Source organism: Mycobacterium sp. NGS39 (assembly GCF_059812765.1).
This window is the reverse complement of the sequence record NZ_JCALDH010000001.1, coordinates 130,058-147,800: the sequence shown is the minus strand read 5'-3', so window position 1 is coordinate 147,800 and position 17,743 is coordinate 130,058. Positions and strand designations below refer to the sequence as shown.

Genomic DNA, 17,743 nt, shown 5'->3' with positions numbered 1-17,743 from the left:
TTACTCGTGCCTCTCCACCAGCGGCCCGTTCGGCGCGTCATGCGGGTTCGGGCTGAACCGGACATCCGGGATCATCGTCGCCGGGTCACGTCCCCACGACTGCTCGAGTGCGCGCAGCATGCCGGAAAGGCCCGTACCTGACAGCTGCCCGTTGTCGATTGCGCTCAGCGTGAGGTCCGCGACGATCGACACGTTGATGTAGTCACCACGAACGGCTTTCGGCACGTTATCGATGTTGAACGGCGCCGTCAGCATTAGCTTCAGCGCACCGATCAGATACGGCGCGGCTTTGCCGAGTTCGCGCAGCGGTCGCTGCAGCAGCTGCAGGTTGGTGTGCAGCTGCTCGCGCACGGGTGTCAGCGTCTCGTCGGCCGCCCGGCTGATCCGGCCGATCGCCACCACCGCGTCGGCGAACAGGTCGCGGGTGCCGTTGAAATGCTTGATCAGCGGCGGGAATTCGGTGAGCAACCGATCCAGCGTCTCGTTGTTCTCGGCGACGATCGTCAGCAGCCGGTTCGACTGGTCGATGGCGCGCGTCAGATCGTCGCGCTGCTGGTTCAGCTCATTGGTGAACGTATCGAGCCGGTTGAGGAACTCGCGGATCTGCGGCGCGCGGCCCTGGAGAATGTTGTTGACCTCGGTCTGAATGACCTCCAGATCGGGAATGCCGCCGCCGCGCAGGATCATCGAGATCGCCGCCAGCACCCGCTCGGTGCTGGGGTACGCCTCCGACCGCGACAGCGGGATCACGTCACCGCTCTTCAACGGCTGCGGCGACGGATTGGGCGGCACTCCCAGTTCGACGTGCTGTGAACCCAGCAAGCTGGTCTGGCCGATCTTCGCGGTCGCGTTGGCAGGCAGCTTCACGCCCGGCTGCAGGTCGAGCTTCAGCCGCGGCACCCAGTTGCGCAGCTCGATCGCCTTGACCGAGCCCACGTAGACGTCGGCGACGCGTACGCGGCTATTGACGTTGAGCGCCAACGTGTCCGGCATGTCGACGTAGACGGTCATGTGGTCCGGTCCGGAACCGGGGCCGCCGGGCAACGGCACATTGGCGATTCCGCGCCAGCCGCAGGCCGTCAGCATCAGCGCCGTCGCGACCAGCGCCACGCCCCGCCGGCCGTAACGGGTGATCCGCACGCGAGTCATCAGCCCGCCCCCTCAGCTGGATAGCCACCCGGCGGTGGCGGCGCTGCCGGCGCCGCGGGCGCACCCACCGGAGCCGGCGCGACCATCGGCACCTGAGACACACCGGGCGCTGGCGCCGGCGGCGGACCAGGTTGCGGATACCACGGCGGCGGAAGCGGTGTGTTCTCGCTGTAGGCGTTCGGCGGACCGGGCAGGTTACCGCCCGGCGGTGCGCCGAACGTCGGCGGCGCGGCCGGCGGCACGATGTCGGGGCCGCCCATCAGCTCGGCCAGCGACTCCGGCGTCAGCATGTTCGCGGTGAACGGCTGCACGTCCAGACCCTGCATCCCCGGAGCCACCACCCAGCCGGGCTCATGGTTGCCGTGCGAGAATAGGGTGTCGCGCGAGAAGATGCCGGGCACGGTGGTGTCCTTGTAGCCGGGCGGCGGTCGTAGCCGGTCCTCGGAGTAGGCGACCATCTTCGGCAACGTTTCGGCCGTGTAGGCCGTGTTCACGCCGAACGGCAGATAATTGAACTTGATCGCGTCGAGGATCGGTGCCAGGTACTGGGCACACAACTCAGCCGACTCTTGGTAGCCCAGCCGGCTGCCGGCCTGAATCGCACTGCAGATGAACTGCATCGGGTTTGCGAAGCTCGCCAGCACCGGCAGCCCGACGATGCCGCTGGAAATCGGCGACGTGATGTTGACGAGGTTCGACGCCAGGTTGGGGAACACGTGCAGAGCTGTCTCCAGGCCGTTGCGCGGCTCCGGCTGCAAGATCGCGGTGGTGACGTCGGCGAGATTGTTGATGTCATGCACCAGCACTTCGCTGTTTTTGTCCAGGAGTGAGCGAGTGGTGGTCAGCACCTGATTGATGTCGCGCAACGCGTTGGCGACTTCGCGGTCGGTGTTGTTGAACTTGTTGGTGATGCTGGCCAGTTCGTTGTTCAGTGCGACGAACTGCTGATCGCTCTTGTACAGCGCATTGACGAAGAGCGCCAGACTGCGCACCACGCTGAAGAAGTCACCGCGTCCGGAGTTAAGTGTGGTGAGTGCTTCCGACAGGCTGTTGAGCGTCTTGTTGATCTGCTCACCCTTGCCGGACAGGCCGTCGGCGAACGACTCGACGACGTCACCGAATGGACCTTTGGGCTGTTCCTTGGTGGGCCCCAGGCCGCTGAGGATCCGGTCGATCGCGTTGCGTAGCTCGTCGTATTCCACGGGAACCTGAGTGCGTTCGAGCGGAATGACGGCGCCGTCCTTGAGCACCGGTCCACCGGTGTAGGGCGGCGACAGCTGGATCACGCGGGACGCGACCAGGGTGGGGTTCAGGATCGACGCGGTGGCGTTCGCGGGCACCTTGTACTTGTTCTGGTAGTGGAACGTCACTTTCATCTTGTCGCCGGCCGGCTCGATCTTGTCGATCGTGCCGACCCTGACGCCCATGATCTGCACCTTGTCACCGGGATACAGCGCTAGCGCCTGGCTGAAATACGCGACGACTGTGTTGTTGGTCAGCTTCTTGTACACCTGGAAGCCGATGACCGCCGCAACAATCGCCAGCACGACCACCACCGCACCGACGGCTAGGGCGGCCCGGGAAACGTTGGGCAACTTGAGGCTTCGGATGTTGAAGATCGTCGACATCGGTCAGCGGCCTCCAATGTCTACGGGTCCAGGCATGCCGGGCGGCGGACCGTCCGGCACCTGCGGGCCGGGTCCGGGCGGTGGCGGAGGCCCCGGTAGGTCTGCCGGGGGCACCGGAGGCGCCGGGAACGGGTTCGACACTGGCCCAAGGGGTTCCGTGCGTGCACCGGGCGGGGCCGGCGGCAGCGGAACGGGAACGCCCTGCAGATCCGGCGGGCTCTGCCCCGGCACCCCGGCGCTGGTGATGCCCGGCGTGTAGCCCGGACCGTTCGGGTTCGGCGGCGACGTGGCTACATCAGGTCCGGTGTAGTTCGGGCCGAACGGGTTGTCGCCGTAGGGGCCGACGCTCAAATGCGAGCAGGGCAGCGGATTAGCAGCGGTCGGCACACCGTCCGGCGGCGGGGTGTACGAGCACGGCGAGCCTGGCGGCACCGCCGGGCCGGGGAAGTCCGGAGTGCCTTCCAACGGCGTCGGGGCCGGTGGCGGCGCACCGTTGGGGAACCTGACACCGTTGGGGTCGGGCCAGCGGAACGCAGGCAAACCCGCACCGCGCCAGAAGTTTTCGGGGTCGATGCCACGCTTCTTGAACGCCGCGTCGACGAACGGCTGCAGAATCTGGTACGGCAGCAGGTTGACCAGCAGCACCTTGAAGTATGGGCCCGATGCGAGCGCTTCGCCCAGTGACGCCGTGAACTTGCTCAGCGTGGTCAGCGCGTCGGCCAGATCCATCTTGCGCTGAACCAGCAGGTCGCTGACCGTGCGCAGCTGCTCGAGCACGTGGTTCAGGTTCGGGTTCTCGTCGATGAACGCCTTGAGCTGCTCAGAGAACGCCGACACGTTCTCCAGCAGATACGTAATCGCCTGTCCGCGTTCGTTGATGGCGGCCAGCAATGTCTTCGCGTTCACCAGCAGGGCGTTGATCTGCCCGCCGCGATTGCCCAGCACCCCGGCGATCTTGTTGGCGTTGGCCAGCAGCTGCTTGATCTGGTCGTCGCGCTTGCCGATCGTGTCGGAGAACCGCTCCACCCCCTGGAGCGCTGCGCTCAGATGAGGATACGTCTGGTCGATGGTCTGCGACAGCACATTCAGCGACTGCTTGACCGTGTCGATGTCCCAGCCCGATGCCGCCTTGGTGACGTCGAACACCGCGTCATAGACCTGGTACGGCGTGCTGGTGTTGCCCAGCGGCAGAACACCGTTGGCGTGCAACCAGTCTGAGCCACGCGGCTCGATCGAGATGTTCTTGCGGCCCAGGATCGTGTCGGTCCGGATCGCGGCCCGGCTGTCCTTGCCGATCTGGTTGGGGCCCAGCTCGAAGCCCACGACGATGTGGTCGGCCTGGATCTGCAGCGACTTCACTTTTCCGACCTCGACGCCGGCGACTTGCACCTTGTCGCCGGGCTTGATGCCACCGGCATCCTTGAACTGCGCAAAGTAGGTGGGCTGCGCGAACAACTGCGGGATACTGACGAAGGTTTGCCCGACGGCGACAACCAGCAGCACCACGATGATGCCCATCAAGCCGACGCGCAGGCGGTTAGAGCCCTCCAAAGTTCTCATTGCGGCGTGCACCTGCCTGTGGGCTGAGTGGTGATGCGCACCGTGCGCACCGGACCGCCCGGCTGCAATCCGTTGAGCTTCAACGAGATGTCGCAGGCGTAGAAGTTGAAGAAGTCACCGTAGACGCCACCGGCGCGCCCGATGATCTTCAGCGCCGTGGGCAATCGCACCAGGATGTCGTTGAGCTGATCCTTCTGGTCGATCAGCGGCCCCTGAATGGTTTCGAGATGTCCCAAGGTGTCGTGGAGCAGTGGCCGGTTGTCCGACAGGATCCCGGCGAGGGTGCCGGCCGCGTTGCTGATCTCGGCGGTGGAGTCGGCGATCGGATCGGCACGATTCTTCAAGCCGGTGATGAGCTTCTCGAAGTTGTCGACCGTCTCGTCGAACTGCTTCTGGTGGCGAACGGTGGTGTCGAGCACCGTGTTGAGGTTCTTGATCACCTCACCGACCGCCTGGTCCCGCTCAGCCAGCGTCGACGTCAACTGGGCTGTCTGGTCAAGGATGTCGTTGATGGTGCCGCCCTGGCCCTGGAACACGGTGATGATCGACTGGGCGATGTTGTTTACCTTCTGCGGGTCCAGCGCACGGAACAGCGGGCGGAAGCTCCCGATGAGCGCGTCGAGATCGAGGGCCGGCTTGGTCCTCTCCAGCGGGATGGTGCTGCCGACAGGCAGCCGCTTGTTGCTGTCGCCGCGTTGCAGATCGAGGTAGCGGTCGCCGATCAGGTTCAAATACCGGATGGATGCCGTGGTCCCGTCGTACAGCGGCAGCGAGCGGTCGACGCGAAACTCCACGCGGGCCCGTCGGCCGCCGTCGATGAGTTCCACTTTGGCGACCTTGCCGACCTCCACCCCGGAGGCGCGAACAAACTGGCCGCTGCGCAGACCACTGGCATTGGAGAAAATCGCCGAGTACCCGCTGGTCCGGTCGAAGCGCATCTGACCGAACACCACGATGATCACCGCGCTGAAGAGCAGGAGCACCACCGAGAATGCTCCGAGTTTGATCGCGGTACCTGTGATTTTCATGGGTTGATCGTGTACTCCCCGATTTGGCGTCCCCACACGTACTCGATGGCAAAGGGCGAGCCGAGTTCGAAGTGGTTGTAAGGCGCGAGCGACGCACCGGTGTCCATCACCAGATATGGCGCCGGCCACAGGTCGCGGTTTACCTCCTGCCAGCAGCCAGGCTTGCCTTCCGGCCCACCGTGAGCATTGACGCGCGGCAGATTGTCCGGATACACGTACGGGTTGCCCGCACCCACCACCTCGGAGTGTGTGCGCAGCGAATAACCGTTGCCGCCAAGCGAATCGGCGATCTTCGGTGCGATGTTGTGGAACTTGCGGATGGTGCAGAACAGCGCCGGGCTGTACTCGTCGAGCAATTGTGAACTCGGAATGAGGTCTTGGACACCGCGCTTCAGGTACGGCCCGCCGCGTTCGAAGACCTCGCCGCCGGTGTTGCCGAACCCGATCGATGCGGTCAGTGCCGCGTCGAGATTGGCTTGCTGCTCGTTGAACGTGTGCGCGGTGGTGACCGCACCGCGCAGGAACGCCCACAGATCCTGCGACGCGTTGGCATACACCTCGGCAAGGTCTCCCAGCCGCTGCACGTCGTAGCGAATCTGGGGCATCTTCGGGTTCACGTCGGCCAGGATGTCGTTGCCGTGGATGATCGACTGTCCGAAGCGATCTCCCAGACCGCTGAGTCCCTCTGCAGCCGCGGACAGCGTCTCATTGAGCTTGACCGGGTCCACCTTCTCGGCGATCGACAGCAATGTCTCGAACAGCGTGTTGAACTCGGTGGTCACGTGCGACGCCTGGATTACATCTTTGGCCGAAACCCGTTGATTCACTGGGGTTTTCGGCGACGAGAACGACACGTACTTGTTGCCGAACACCGTAGTCGCCTGGATCGTGGCGTCGACGTTGGCCGGGATCAGCCTGATGTACTTGGGTTTGACGTCCAGGGTCAGCTTGGCCTTCGGTTCCCCGTTGACGTTCACCTCGGTGACGTCGGAGACGCGACCGATCTCTACGCCGTTGTAGGTGACCTTGGAGCCGGGGTCCATCACCAGGCCGGCCCGGTCGGACATCATGGTCAGCTGGGTCTTCGGCTGGAACTTGCCGCGGAACTGCAGCCCAACCAGCACCACCACCAACACGAAGGCCAGCAGCAGGACGATCCCGGCCAGCTTGTACGGCGGTGTGCGGCTGGGGTTCAGGGGTGCGGTCATGGCGCTACACCGTCAGGTTGAAGTTCGGGTTGGTGCCGTAGAGCGCCAACGAGGCGAACAGAACAACGATCACGATCGACACCAGCGATGCCCGCATGGACCGGCCGACGGCCTCGCCCACGCCGACGGGCCCACCGCTGGCGTTGTAACCGAAATAGCAGTGGTTGAGCATCACGATGATCGAGATGATGACTGCCTGGATGAACGACCAGAACACGTCGTCAGGACGCAGGAACGTCCGGAAGTAGTGTTCGTAGGTGCCGGTCGACTGACCGTAGAAGAGCGTGGTGGTGACCTGTGCCGACAAGAACGACAGGATGATCGCCATCGAGTACAGCGGCACGATCACCACGAGGCCGGCCAGGATGCGCGTCGACACCAGGTAGCAGACCGACCTGATGCCCATCACCTCGAGCGCGTCGATCTCCTCGCTGATCCGCATCGCACCTAGCTCGGCGGTAGCACCGGCGCCCACCGTGGCGGCCAGCGCCTGACCCGCGACCAGCGGTGCGACGACGCGGACGTTCACCAGGGCGGCGACGAATCCCGTGAACGCCTCTACACCGATGTTGCCCAGCGACGCGTAGCCCTGGATGGCGATCAGCGAACCACCGGAGAGAGTCACGAAACCGACGATGGCGGTGGTACCACCCACCACCGCCATTGCGCCTGTGCCCATGCCGATCTCGGCGACCAAGCGCAGCATGGCGCGGCGGTAGTGCAGCAGCGCGTTGGGAATCTGGCCGATCGCGGTGACGACGAACCAGGCCAATCGGCCTGTGTTGTCCAGGAACCGGCCGGGTGCGCTGCCCCATCGGGTCGCTCGGTCGTAGGCCCGGGGAAACCGGCTGCGAAGAACGGTCGCGGTACTCATCTCAACGCCCCGTTCCGTACCGGACGCCGATGGTGGTCAGCACGACGTTCACGGCGAACAACGCCACCACCGACAACACCAGAGTTTCGTTGACGGCTGTGCCCAGTCCTTTGGACCCACCCGACACCGTGAGCCCGCGGTAACACCCGACCAGGCCGGCGATCAGCCCGAACGTGAACGCTTTGACGATCGAGATCACCACTTCGGGCAGGCCGGTGACCAACGTCAGCGTGGACAGGTATGCACCCGCCGAGACGTTCTGGAAGTACACGCCGAAGATGAAGCCGCCGACCAGACCGATGATGATCACCGCGCCGTTGAGCAGCACGGCGACGAACGTCGCGGCGACCACGCGCGGTACCACCAGGCGGTGGATCGGGTCGATGCCGAGCACTTCCAGCGCATCGATTTCTTCACGGATGGTGCGGGCGCCGAGGTCAGCACAGATCGCGGTGGAGCCGGCGCCGGCCACCACCAGCACGGTCACGATCGGCCCCAGCTGAGTGACGGCGGCCAGCCCCGCGCCCGCCCCGGACACGTCGGCCGCGCCGAACTCCACCAGCAACAGGTTGAGCGTGAAGATGATCAGCACGGTGTCGGGCACCGCAAGGGCGACGGTGGGCAGGAACGTCACCCGCATCAAGAACCAGGATTGAAGGACGAACTCTCTGAACTCGAATGGCCACTTGGTGGTGGCCTTGGCGGTGAGCACGCACATCCGGAAGAAGCCGCCGACCGCCTCGAGCGGCGGAGCGGCACGATCCCGCAAATAACCAGTGAATGCGGTCGTTGCGGTCATTAGCGCACCCGCACGTTGGAGCCGCGTGTCCCGCGGCGCAACGGCAGATCCTGTCGCACTCCCCCTCCTAGCCCAGCTCCGAACATGACCTCCGTCTCCCTACCGGTTGGTAGTAAGACGGACCACAGGACTGTACCCGATGGATTCTCGGCAGTACACCGCATCCGCGCGATTGAGACTCGATCCGTTAGCAAACTTGTCTCCATCGATCAGCCGTCCGCTGCCCCGGCAGAAACTGTTGCCGCAGAGTCGCTTTGGCCCGCCCCGCTGGGCGCACCGCCGCTGAAGCGGCGGCGCAGTTCCGTTTTCAGGACTTTGCCCGCAGGATTGCGGGGCAGCGCGTCGACGATCTCCAGCGCCTTCGGGTGCTTGTAGCGAGCCAGCCGATCGGTCAGGAATTCGTCAAGATCAGCCAGCGTGAGCTTCTCGTCAGCAACCGCGGCCACGGCCACCGGGACCTCGCCCCACTTCTCGTGCGCACGCCCGATCACGGCGACTTCGACGATTGCCGGGTGGGCGGCCAGCACGTTCTCCACCTCGGCGGAGTAAATGTTCTCTCCGCCGGAGATGATCATGTCTTTCTTGCGGTCGACCACCCAGATGTAGCCCTCGTCGTCCCGGCGGACCAGGTCACCGGAGTGGAACCAGCCACCGGCGAAGGCCTCCGCGGTGGCCTCGGGGTTGTTCCAGTAGCCGGCCATCAGAGTGGGTGCGCGATAGACGATCTCGCCGACCTGGCCCACGGCGACGTCGTTCATGTCGTCGTCGACGATCCGCGCGGCGACCGTCGGAATCACCTTCCCAACGGAACCGAGTTTGCGAATTGCGTCCTCTCCCAACAACATACAAGTCACCGGCGACATCTCGGTCTGCCCGAAAGCCGCCAGGATCTGCGTGCCCGGGAACGTGTCCGACATCTGGCGCAGCAGCGTATCCGACGCCGGTGCCGCCCCCCAGGACAACACCCGCAGCGCGAGGTTGCGCGGTCTGGCCTGCTGTGCGGCGCACACCGCCTGCCACTGGGCGGGCACCAGGAAGATGCCCGTCACCTTCTCGGCCTCGAGCACGTCGAGCAGCTCGTTGGGGTCGAATGCGCCCAGCGGGTAGATCACCGTGGGGCGTCCCAGCAACAATCCCGGAATGGTGTTACCGATGCCGGCGATGTGGAACAGCGGGACGCCGATGAAGCCGACGTCGTGGTTGATGTCGGCGCCATTGGTGAACAGGAACGTCAGCGCCTGGCCGGCCAGGTTGGTGTGGGTGAGCACCGCGCCCTTGGGCCGTCCGGTGGTGCCGGAGGTGTACATGATCAGCGCCGGCGAATCGTTGGGGATGTCGACGACCGGATGGGCTTCGCCCTCTTCCGCGATCAGGTCCTCGTAGCCCACTACGCCGTCCTCGGTCGGCGAGCCGGCGGCGACGACCGTGGCCAGCGTCGGGTCGATGTCCCGCACGGCAGTGGCTACCTTGGCGAGCACCGATTCAGTGATCACCACTTTGGCCTCGCAGTCGCTCACGAGGAACGCGATCTCCGCGGGCGTCATCCGGAAATTGACCGGCACCGCGATGGCGCCGAGCGTGTTGGCGGCCAGGTACGACTCGATGAACTCGGGCCGATTGAGCATCAGGATCAGCACCCGATCCCCGAAACCCACCCCGCGCCGGTGCAGCGCGTCGGCCAGTGCGTCCACCCGCCGCTTCAGCTCGGCCCAGGTGATGGTCTGGCCCAGGAACCGCAGCGCGGTGGCATCGGGCTGCATCAGCGCGTGGCGCGCCAGCTGATTGGTCCAGTTCTGGCGACGGGCCAGATAAGGCTGCTCGGTGGCCAACGAGCGGTCCTGCGAAGAGATTCCGTTTGACGGCTGACTGCTCACCTAATCTGCTCCCGCGGTTCTCAGGGTTGCGCCGAGTTGATATTTGATCAAAAATTCTCGTGCCCGGTCACACTATGGCCTCGGCCGCGAAGGGACAAGCCTCTTGCGAGCGTGCGATCGTCGTCATGCGGGGAGGGACCGGTGAACGCACCCGCGGTGCCGGGCAAGCCGAAGACTGTACGACGCGAACAGCTTTCCGACGAAGTCGCCGCGCATCTTCGCGCGGAGATCATGGTCGGCGCACTGCTGCCCGGAACCTTCATCCGCCTCGACGAGACGGCGGCGCAGCTGGGCGTCAGCATCACCCCGGTGCGTGAGGCGCTGCGCACCCTGCGCGGCGAGGGCATGGTGGTGCTCGAACCGCACCGCGGGCACGTGGTGGCGCCGCTATCGCGCCGCGACGTCGAGGACATCTTCTGGCTGCAAGCCACGATCGCCAAGGAGCTGGCCGTCAGCGCCACCGAGCGGATCACCGACGCCGAACTCGACGAACTGGCCCACTGCGCCGACGCCTTGGCCGACGCGGTCGCCGGCGCGGACGCAGACGCGGTGGCGACCGCGGAATTCGCGTTTCACCGCACCTTCAACCTGGCGAGCGGGCGCATCAAGCTGGCGTGGTTCTTGCTGCACGTGGCGCGCTACATGCCGCCGCTGATCTACGCACGTGACCCGCAGTGGGGCGCGCTGGCGGTGGACAACCACCGCCGGCTGGTGGCGGCGCTGCGTCGTCGCGACACCGCTGAAGTGGTGGCACTGACCACCTGGCAATTCGACGACGGCGTGCACCGGCTGATGGCGCGTCTGGAGTCGTCGGGAATCTGGGCCTGACCTACGCCGAAACGGTATTCCACGCGGCCGTCACTGGAAAACCCCGCGCCAATTACCGTTTCGGCGGGTGGCGCTCGGCACGTTTCTTGAGGTTGTCGGCCAGGTAGTCGAGCGCGTCGTTGACCACCTTCTTGACCATGGTCTTGGGGACCGCCATCTTGGTTTCGACGTCCAGGTCGACGGTCAGCAGCGAGGTCGCGCCCATGCCCACCACCGAGAAATTCTGCTGCTGCTTGGAGAACAGGTCGCCTTGCTGCAGCACCGTGTAGATCTCAGCCGGACTCGGGTAGTAGACCGCGCAGATGTAGGTGCCGTCCATGCCCTGGATCGACACGTCCACGCGCAGCTGGCTGGGCCGTCCGTCGTCGTAGCGGGCCAGCACCCAGCAGCCCTTGACCTCCTCGTTCCATTCGGGATAGGCCTCGAAGTCGGCGACGATCGACATGATCGTCTCCGGCGTGGCTGCCACCTCGACGGTCTTGCTGACTAGCGGCATCAGGGCTGCGGCTCCGGCGTTGGCACCGCACCCAGCGGCACCCCGAGGGGCGAGTCCTCTCGCACGGCCGGGTCGCGGATCAGGCCGCGCAGTAGCGCAGTGCTGAATTCGATCGCAATCTCCTCGGCACTTCGCCGGCCGGTCGGCCGCAGCCAGCGGTAAGCCCCCAACACCATCCCGATGTAGCCCAGAGCCAGCACGTGAGAGTCGCACTCGTAGAACTCGCCGCTGGCGATTCCCCGGTCGATCACGTCGCGCACGTGCTCGTAGACCGTGGTCTCGGCCGCCCGGACGTAGGCCACCTGGTCTTCGGTGAACCACTCGGTGATGTAGGGACTCTCCTGGAAGTAGACCGCCGCGCCTTCGATGTTGTTGGCGATGTTCTCCAGCAGCCGCCGGGTGAAGTGGAAGATCGCCTCACGGGCAGACCATCCGGGCTCGTCGTGGACGGCGGCGACCGTGCGGTCGGCGGCTTCGCGGTAGATGTCGAACAGGATCAGCGACTTGCTGGCGTAGTAGTGGTACACCGTCGCCTTGTTGAGCCCGACCACGTCGGCGACGTCGTTGATCCTGGTGCCGTGATAACCGCGCGCCGCGAACAGCTTGGTGGCGACGGCCAACAGCTCCTCGCGGCGCGAGAGCTCCGCTCCGTTCTCCTGTGGTGAGCTGCTGGATCCTCGCATGGCGATTCACTATATTTCCCGCCGCGAGCCTCAGCTCGATCAACCGGTTGGATTGCACACTTCTTCGCGTCCGGGGTGCGGGCTAGACTCGGCGCGGAAGCCGACGACGAGGGGGTGCTCCGTGGATCCGAACCCGGACTACGATGCCAGCGACGAGATCGAGTACTTCTTCAACTACCTGGGCTGGGCGTTGCGCGGGGTGTCGGGCCCGGGCGGCGGCTACCCCCCGCCGGCCTATCCCCCGGTCTGACGCCAACGTCGGCCGCGAACGTGAACGTGCTTCACGTTCGCGAATTGACACCTAGCGCAACACGCTCGCGCCGCCGTCGATCGGTATCACCGCTGCGGTGATGTAGGTGCTGGCGCGGCTAGCCAGAAACACTGCTACTCCGGCCATGTCGTCGGGCCGACCGATGCGCCCCAACGGCAGCGCGGCGCCCACCGCCTCGGCGCCCGGCGCCAGGATCGCTTTCGTCATCCGGGATTGAAAGAGGCCGGGCGCAATCGCGTTCACCGAGATGTCGGGTGCGAGCTCGCCCGCAAGGTGCTGGGTGAGCATGTGCACGCCCGCCTTGCTGGCGCTGTAGGAGAAGTTGTCGCGACCGCGGGCCGGTGGCCGGATGCCGTCGATGCTTCCGGTGTTGATCACCCGCGCGGGATCCTCGGGCGTCGACGCCGCCTTCAGCAGCGGAACCAGCGCCCGGGTGAGCATGAAGACGCCCTTGATGTTGACCGCCAGGATCCGGTCGAAGCCCGACTCGGGGAACTCGTCGAACGGGGCGCCCCACGCCATGCCCGCGTTGTTGAACAGCGCATGGACCGCGTCCTCGCGATCGGCCAGCGCCGTGACGAGGGCGTTCACCCCGTCGGCGGTGCCGAGATCGGCCGGGATGGCCGCCACCGAACCCAGCGGCGACAACGCCTCGACCGCCGCGTCGAGTTCGTGGGCCTTGCGGCTGGACAGATACACCTTCGCGCCGGCCTCTAACAGTCCCCGCGCGATCATCAGACCGATCCCCCGGCCGCCGCCGGTGACTACGGCGACCTTCCCGTCGAGCCGGAACAGTTCAGCAACCATGGGCACCAGTCTGAGGCCCGGCCGTTTCGGCTGACAGACTGGTCCGGTGCGGGGAGAGGCCAAGTGCTGGCTGACCGATATGGATGGCGTGCTGGTTCGTGAAGAGCACACGTTGCCCGGCGCGGCCGAGTTCTTGCAGCGGCTCGTCGACAAGCAGCGCAGATTCCTTGTGCTGACCAACAATTCGATCTTCACGCCGCGTGACCTGGCTGCCCGCTTGGCCCGCTCCGGCTTGCATGTGCCGGAGGAGTCGATATGGACGTCGGCGCTGGCGACCGCAGCCTTCCTCGACGACCAGTTGCACGCAGGGTCGGCGTATGTGATCGGCGAAGCCGGGCTCACCACGGCACTGCACGAGGTGGGCTACACGCTCACCGACATCGACCCCGACTTCGTGGTGCTCGGCGAGACGCGCACTTACTCGTTCGAGGCGATCACGAAGGCGATCCGGCTGATTCTGCGCGGCGCCCGGTTCATCGCGACCAACCCCGACGTGACGGGCCCTTCGGCGGAGGGGCCGCTGCCGGCCACGGGCTCGGTGGCCGCGCTGATCACTAAGGCCACCGGGCGCACCCCGTACTTCGTCGGCAAGCCGAACCCGATGATGTTCCGCAGCGCACTCAACCGCATCGAAGCGCACTCCGAGAGCACAGTGATGATCGGCGACCGGATGGACACCGACGTGGTCGCCGGGATCGAAGCGGGACTGGAGACAATCCTCGTTCTCACCGGCTCGACGACGCTGGAGGACGTGGAGCGCTACCCGTTTCGGCCGAGCCGGATCCTGCAGTCGATCGCCGACGCGATCGAACTGGTGTAGCCGGGTTGCGCGACCGCGGGCCGCGGCCACGTTCTATGGTGGGCTGTGCCCGAATTGAATCGCCGTCGCATGATGCTGATGACCGGGATGGGACTGCTGGGAGTCGCCGCGACCCCGGTGCCGAACGTCCTGCCCACCGCAAAGGCTGCGCCATCCAGCGGCCAGTCGGGGAACTACATCTTCCACGACGAATTCGACGGCCCGGCCGGTTCGGCCCCGGATCCGTCGAAGTGGATGATCGCCAAAGCGCGCGAAACTATGAAGGACCCCACGTACTGGGAGCTGCCGGAGAACGCCGGCCAATACCGCGACGACCGCCGCAACGTCTTCCTCGACGGCAACGGCAACCTCGTCATCAAAGCCTTCAAGGAAGGCAACACCTACTACGGCGGCAAGGTCAACACCACCTGGGAAGGCGGCATCGGCCACACCTGGGAAGCCCGGATGAAGCTCGACTGTCTGACGGCGGGCGCCTGGCCGGCCTTCTGGCTTTCCAGTGATTCCGACGGCGAGATCGATGTCGTCGAGTGGTACGGCAACGGCAACTGGCCTTCGGCGACCACCGTCCACGCGAAGGCGAACGGCTCCGAGTGGGCGACGCAGAACATCGCGATCGACAACGCCTGGCACACCTGGCGCGTCCAGTGGGACGAGGCCGGGATGCGGTTCTGGAAGGACTACACCGACGGAGCCCAGCCGTACTTCACCGTTGCGGCGAACTCGCTGGCGGACTGGCCGTTCAACAATCCCGCCTACAAGGTGTACCCGATCTTCAACCTTGCGGTTGCCGGTTCCGGCGGCGGCGATCCCCGGCCGGGCACCTACCCGGCCCAGATGCTGGTCGACTACATCCGGGTCTGGTAGCCGCTACAGCGCTTTGAGCTCTTCGGTGACCTCGCTGACAGACTTCTTCGCGTCCCCGAACAGCATCGTGGTGCCCTCGCTGTAGAACAGCGGGTTGTCGATGCCGGCGAAGCCTGAGTTCATCGACCGCTTCAGCACGATCACCGACTTCGCCTTGTCGACGTTGAGAATCGGCATGCCGTAGATCGGCGAGCTCGGCTCGTTGCGGGCCGCCGGGTTGGTGACGTCGTTGGCGCCGATGACGAGCGCGACGTCAGTGCGGGCGAACTCGTCGTTGATGTCGTCCATCTCTTTCATCGCGTCGTACTCGACGTCGGCCTCAGCCAGCAGCACGTTCATGTGCCCAGGCATCCGGCCCGCGACGGGATGGATCGCATACTTCACCGGTACACCCTTGTCCTCCAGCAGCGAGGCCATGTCCTTGACCGCGTGCTGCGCCTGCGCCACCGCCATGCCGTAACCAGGCACCACGATCACCTGGTTGGCGTAGGCCATTTGAATCGCCGCGTCGGCCGCCGAGGTCGACTTGACCGTGCGGTCCACGCCGTCTGCACCACCGACGGCCACTCCACCGCCGCCGAATCCGCCGGCGACGATCGCCGGGATGGACCGGTTCATCGCCTTGGCCATCAGGTTGGTCAGGATCGAGCCGGAGGCGCCGACGATCATGCCGGCGACGATCATCGCGGTGTTGTTGAGCGCCAAACCCGCTGCGGCAGCGGACAATCCGGTCATCGCGTTCAGCAGCGAGATCACCACAGGCATGTCGGCCCCGCCGATCGGCAGCACAACCATCAGCCCCAGCACTCCGGCGGCGGCCAGCACGCCGATCATCCACCACAGCGCAACGCCGCCGTCGGGGTGAGCGCCCAGGCCGACCACGATCGCACAGGCAATGGCCCCCAGCAGCAGCGCCGCGTTGAGCACCTGCTGTGCTCTGCCGGGCAGGCCGATCGGCCGCTGCGGCAGAGTTTCCTGCAGTTTGCCGAACGCGATCAGCGATCCCCAGAACGAGATCGAGCCGATGATCGCGGCGAACAACGACGCCACGACGATGTGCGCCGTCGGCTCCTCATTGTGCGTGAATGCCGAAAACCCATGCGTCTCAATGAATTCCGAAAGCGAAATCAATGCGACGGTGCCGCCGCCGACGCCGTTGAACAGCGCCACCAGCTGCGGCATCGCAGTCATCTTCGTCAGGCGCGCCGGCGGTACACCCAGCACCACGCCCAAGAGCAGCCCGGCGATGATCAGCGGCCAGTTGGTGGTGTGGCGGATCAGGATCAGCGTCGCGATCACCGCGACGGCCATGCCGGCCGCCGCAATCCAGTTGCCGCGCACGGCGGTCTTCGGCCCAGTCAGTCCCATCAGGCCGTAGATGAACATCGAGAACGCGACGATGTAGAGGACGGCGATCAGGTTGTTCATCGGCCCTGCCCGTTCGTCTCGACCTTCACCGGCTTCTTGCCCTTGAACATCCCGAGCATGCGGTCGGTGACGACGAACCCGCCGATCACGTTCAGCGTGCCGAACACCAGCGCGACGAACAAGATGATCTGCAGCGCGATCGACGGGTGTTCGAGATTGCCCAGCACGATCAGCGCGCCGAGCACGACGATGCCGTGGATGGCGTTGGTGCCCGACATCAGCGGTGTGTGCAAGGTGTTGGGCACCTTCGAGATCACCGCGAAGCCGACGAACCCGGACAACACCAGGATCGCCAGATTGGCTAGTAGTCCCCCGTACATCAGTTGTCTCCTCGAGTGACACAGGCGGCCGCGACGATCTCGTCGCCGAAGTCGGGCGCCAGCGCGCCGTCCTTGACCAGCAGCTCCAACAGCGCGGTGATGTTCTTCGAATACAACTCGCTGGCATGCTCGGGCATGGTCGCGGGCAGGTTCAGCGGCGAGGCGATGGTCACGTCGTGCTTGACGACGGTGCGGCCCGGCTCGGTCAGCTCACAGTTGCCGCCCGCCTCGCTGGCCAGGTCCACCACCACGCTGCCGGGCGCCATTCCGGCCACCGCTTCGGCGGTCACCAGCCGCGGCGCCGGGCGACCCGGCACCAGTGCGGTGGTGATCACCACGTCGAAGCCCTTGATCGCCTCTTCGAGCTTCTTCTGCTGCTGGGCACGCTCCTCGTCCGTCAGCTCGCGGGCATAGCCGCCCTCGCCGGCCGCGTCGATCCCCAGGTCCAGCCACTGAGCACCCACCGACCGCACCTGCTCGGCGACCTCGGGACGCACGTCGTAACCGGTGGTGCGGGCACCGAGCCGCTTGGCAGTGGCCAGCGCCTGCAAGCCGGCAACCCCGACGCCGAGCACCAGCACGGTCGCCGGCTTCACCGTGCCCGCCGCGGTGGTCAGCATCGGGAAGAACCGCGTCGCCTCGCTGGCGGCCACCAGCACCGCCTTGTACCCGGCGACATTGGCCTGCGACGACAGCGCGTCCATCGCCTGTGCTCGCGAGATCCGCGGGATCGCCTCGAGCGCGAACGCCTGCACACCCGCTTTCTTCAATGCCTCGACCTGGTTGTGGGCGTCCCGCGGAGCGAGGAACGCGATCAGGGTCTGGCCGCTGTGCAGCCGGCTCACCTCGGCGGCCGTCGGCGGCGCCACCTTCACCACGACGTCGGCGGCCCACGCATCGCCGATCGTCGCCCCGGCCTCGGTATACAGGTCGTCGGGAAGCAACGCGCCCTCACCGGCGCCGGCCTCGACCACCACCGCCAGCCCGCGCCCCGCGAGCCCACTGACCGCTTTGGGCACCAGCGCCACCCGCCGCTCGCCCTCGGCCGACTCTCGGACCACCCCGATGCTCAACTGCTGTTCTGTCATGTCGCCCTAATGTTGCTG

Annotated in this window: 18 protein-coding genes; 4 read left to right on the top strand and 14 right to left on the bottom strand. The window is 65.8% G+C overall.

Annotation, left to right across the window (positions count from 1 at the left end; translation table 11 throughout):
* The 8 genes from AC5Y39_RS00735 to fadD5 form a co-directional block, all read right to left on the bottom strand.
* Nucleotides 1-1,149: a virulence factor Mce family protein gene (locus tag AC5Y39_RS00735; protein ID WP_500015817.1), complete on the bottom strand. Its 1,149-nt coding sequence runs from the start codon at nucleotides 1,147-1,149 to the stop codon at nucleotides 1-3.
* The gene (locus AC5Y39_RS00730; RefSeq protein ID WP_500015816.1) at nucleotides 1,149-2,777 is read right to left on the bottom strand and encodes a virulence factor Mce family protein; all 1,629 of its coding nucleotides are present in this window, start codon (nucleotides 2,775-2,777) and stop codon (nucleotides 1,149-1,151) included. The genes AC5Y39_RS00735 and AC5Y39_RS00730 overlap by 1 nt, the downstream gene beginning before the upstream one ends.
* Before the next feature lie 3 nt (nucleotides 2,778-2,780).
* Nucleotides 2,781-4,337: an MCE family protein gene (locus AC5Y39_RS00725; protein WP_500015815.1), complete on the bottom strand. Its 1,557-nt coding sequence runs from the start codon at nucleotides 4,335-4,337 to the stop codon at nucleotides 2,781-2,783.
* A complete protein-coding gene (locus tag AC5Y39_RS00720; protein ID WP_500015814.1) occupies nucleotides 4,334-5,365 on the bottom strand; it encodes a virulence factor Mce family protein in 1,032 nt (343 codons plus the stop codon). The genes AC5Y39_RS00725 and AC5Y39_RS00720 overlap by 4 nt, the downstream gene beginning before the upstream one ends.
* The gene (locus AC5Y39_RS00715) at nucleotides 5,362-6,573 is read right to left on the bottom strand and encodes an MCE family protein (RefSeq protein ID WP_500015813.1); all 1,212 of its coding nucleotides are present in this window, start codon (nucleotides 6,571-6,573) and stop codon (nucleotides 5,362-5,364) included. The genes AC5Y39_RS00720 and AC5Y39_RS00715 overlap by 4 nt, the downstream gene beginning before the upstream one ends.
* Nucleotides 6,574-6,577: 4 nt before the next feature.
* Complete coding sequence (locus tag AC5Y39_RS00710) at nucleotides 6,578-7,447, bottom strand: MlaE family ABC transporter permease (RefSeq protein ID WP_500015812.1); 870 nt, start codon at nucleotides 7,445-7,447, stop codon at nucleotides 6,578-6,580.
* Nucleotide 7,448: 1 nt separating this feature from the next.
* The gene (locus AC5Y39_RS00705; RefSeq protein ID WP_500015811.1) at nucleotides 7,449-8,246 is read right to left on the bottom strand and encodes an MlaE family ABC transporter permease; all 798 of its coding nucleotides are present in this window, start codon (nucleotides 8,244-8,246) and stop codon (nucleotides 7,449-7,451) included.
* Between the two features lie 209 nt (nucleotides 8,247-8,455).
* The gene (gene fadD5 / locus AC5Y39_RS00700) at nucleotides 8,456-10,096 is read right to left on the bottom strand and encodes a fatty-acid--CoA ligase FadD5 (protein WP_500016109.1); all 1,641 of its coding nucleotides are present in this window, start codon (nucleotides 10,094-10,096) and stop codon (nucleotides 8,456-8,458) included.
* A gap of 165 nt (nucleotides 10,097-10,261) precedes the next feature.
* On the opposite strand from fadD5, the gene AC5Y39_RS00695 reads away from it, so the two are divergent.
* Entirely contained in the window at nucleotides 10,262-10,948 is a 687-nt protein-coding gene (locus AC5Y39_RS00695; RefSeq protein ID WP_500015810.1) for a GntR family transcriptional regulator, read from the top strand.
* 52 nt (nucleotides 10,949-11,000) lie between these two features.
* Here AC5Y39_RS00695 and AC5Y39_RS00690 read toward each other — a convergent pair whose 3' ends face one another.
* Complete coding sequence (locus tag AC5Y39_RS00690) at nucleotides 11,001-11,444, bottom strand: SRPBCC family protein (RefSeq protein WP_500015809.1); 444 nt, start codon at nucleotides 11,442-11,444, stop codon at nucleotides 11,001-11,003.
* Nucleotides 11,444-12,127 (bottom strand): TetR/AcrR family transcriptional regulator, encoded by a 684-nt coding sequence (locus tag AC5Y39_RS00685; protein ID WP_500015808.1) that lies wholly within the window; start codon nucleotides 12,125-12,127, stop codon nucleotides 11,444-11,446. The genes AC5Y39_RS00690 and AC5Y39_RS00685 overlap by 1 nt, the downstream gene beginning before the upstream one ends.
* Nucleotides 12,128-12,248: 121 nt before the next feature.
* Between AC5Y39_RS00685 and AC5Y39_RS00680 the strand changes: the two genes are divergently transcribed.
* Nucleotides 12,249-12,377, top strand: a complete 129-nt coding sequence (locus tag AC5Y39_RS00680) for a hypothetical protein (protein ID WP_499904819.1) — start codon at nucleotides 12,249-12,251, stop codon at nucleotides 12,375-12,377.
* A gap of 51 nt (nucleotides 12,378-12,428) precedes the next feature.
* Here the strand turns inward: AC5Y39_RS00680 and AC5Y39_RS00675 are convergent, their stop codons facing one another.
* Nucleotides 12,429-13,205 carry an SDR family oxidoreductase gene (locus AC5Y39_RS00675; protein WP_500015807.1) on the bottom strand — a complete coding sequence of 259 codons (777 nt, stop codon included), beginning with the start codon at nucleotides 13,203-13,205 and terminating at the stop codon, nucleotides 12,429-12,431.
* Between the two features lie 79 nt (nucleotides 13,206-13,284).
* Between AC5Y39_RS00675 and AC5Y39_RS00670 the strand changes: the two genes are divergently transcribed.
* Entirely contained in the window at nucleotides 13,285-14,025 is a 741-nt protein-coding gene (locus AC5Y39_RS00670; protein ID WP_499906276.1) for an HAD-IIA family hydrolase, read from the top strand.
* 45 nt (nucleotides 14,026-14,070) lie between these two features.
* The gene (locus tag AC5Y39_RS00665; RefSeq protein ID WP_500048133.1) at nucleotides 14,071-14,889 is read left to right on the top strand and encodes a glycoside hydrolase family 16 protein; all 819 of its coding nucleotides are present in this window, start codon (nucleotides 14,071-14,073) and stop codon (nucleotides 14,887-14,889) included.
* Between the two features lie 3 nt (nucleotides 14,890-14,892).
* On the opposite strand, the gene AC5Y39_RS00660 is transcribed toward AC5Y39_RS00665, so the two are convergent.
* Genes AC5Y39_RS00660 through AC5Y39_RS00650 form a run of 3 tightly spaced genes read right to left on the bottom strand, consistent with a single transcriptional unit; the run spans nucleotide 14,893 to nucleotide 17,725 of the window.
* Complete coding sequence (locus AC5Y39_RS00660; protein WP_500015805.1) at nucleotides 14,893-16,317, bottom strand: NAD(P)(+) transhydrogenase (Re/Si-specific) subunit beta; 1,425 nt, start codon at nucleotides 16,315-16,317, stop codon at nucleotides 14,893-14,895.
* Nucleotides 16,314-16,637: an NAD(P) transhydrogenase subunit alpha part 2 gene (locus AC5Y39_RS00655; protein ID WP_499913449.1), complete on the bottom strand. Its 324-nt coding sequence runs from the start codon at nucleotides 16,635-16,637 to the stop codon at nucleotides 16,314-16,316. Before AC5Y39_RS00655 ends, AC5Y39_RS00660 begins: the two co-directional genes overlap by 4 nt.
* The gene (locus AC5Y39_RS00650) at nucleotides 16,637-17,725 is read right to left on the bottom strand and encodes a Re/Si-specific NAD(P)(+) transhydrogenase subunit alpha (protein ID WP_500015804.1); all 1,089 of its coding nucleotides are present in this window, start codon (nucleotides 17,723-17,725) and stop codon (nucleotides 16,637-16,639) included. The genes AC5Y39_RS00655 and AC5Y39_RS00650 overlap by 1 nt, the downstream gene beginning before the upstream one ends.
* Nucleotides 17,726-17,743: the final 18 nt, after the last annotated feature.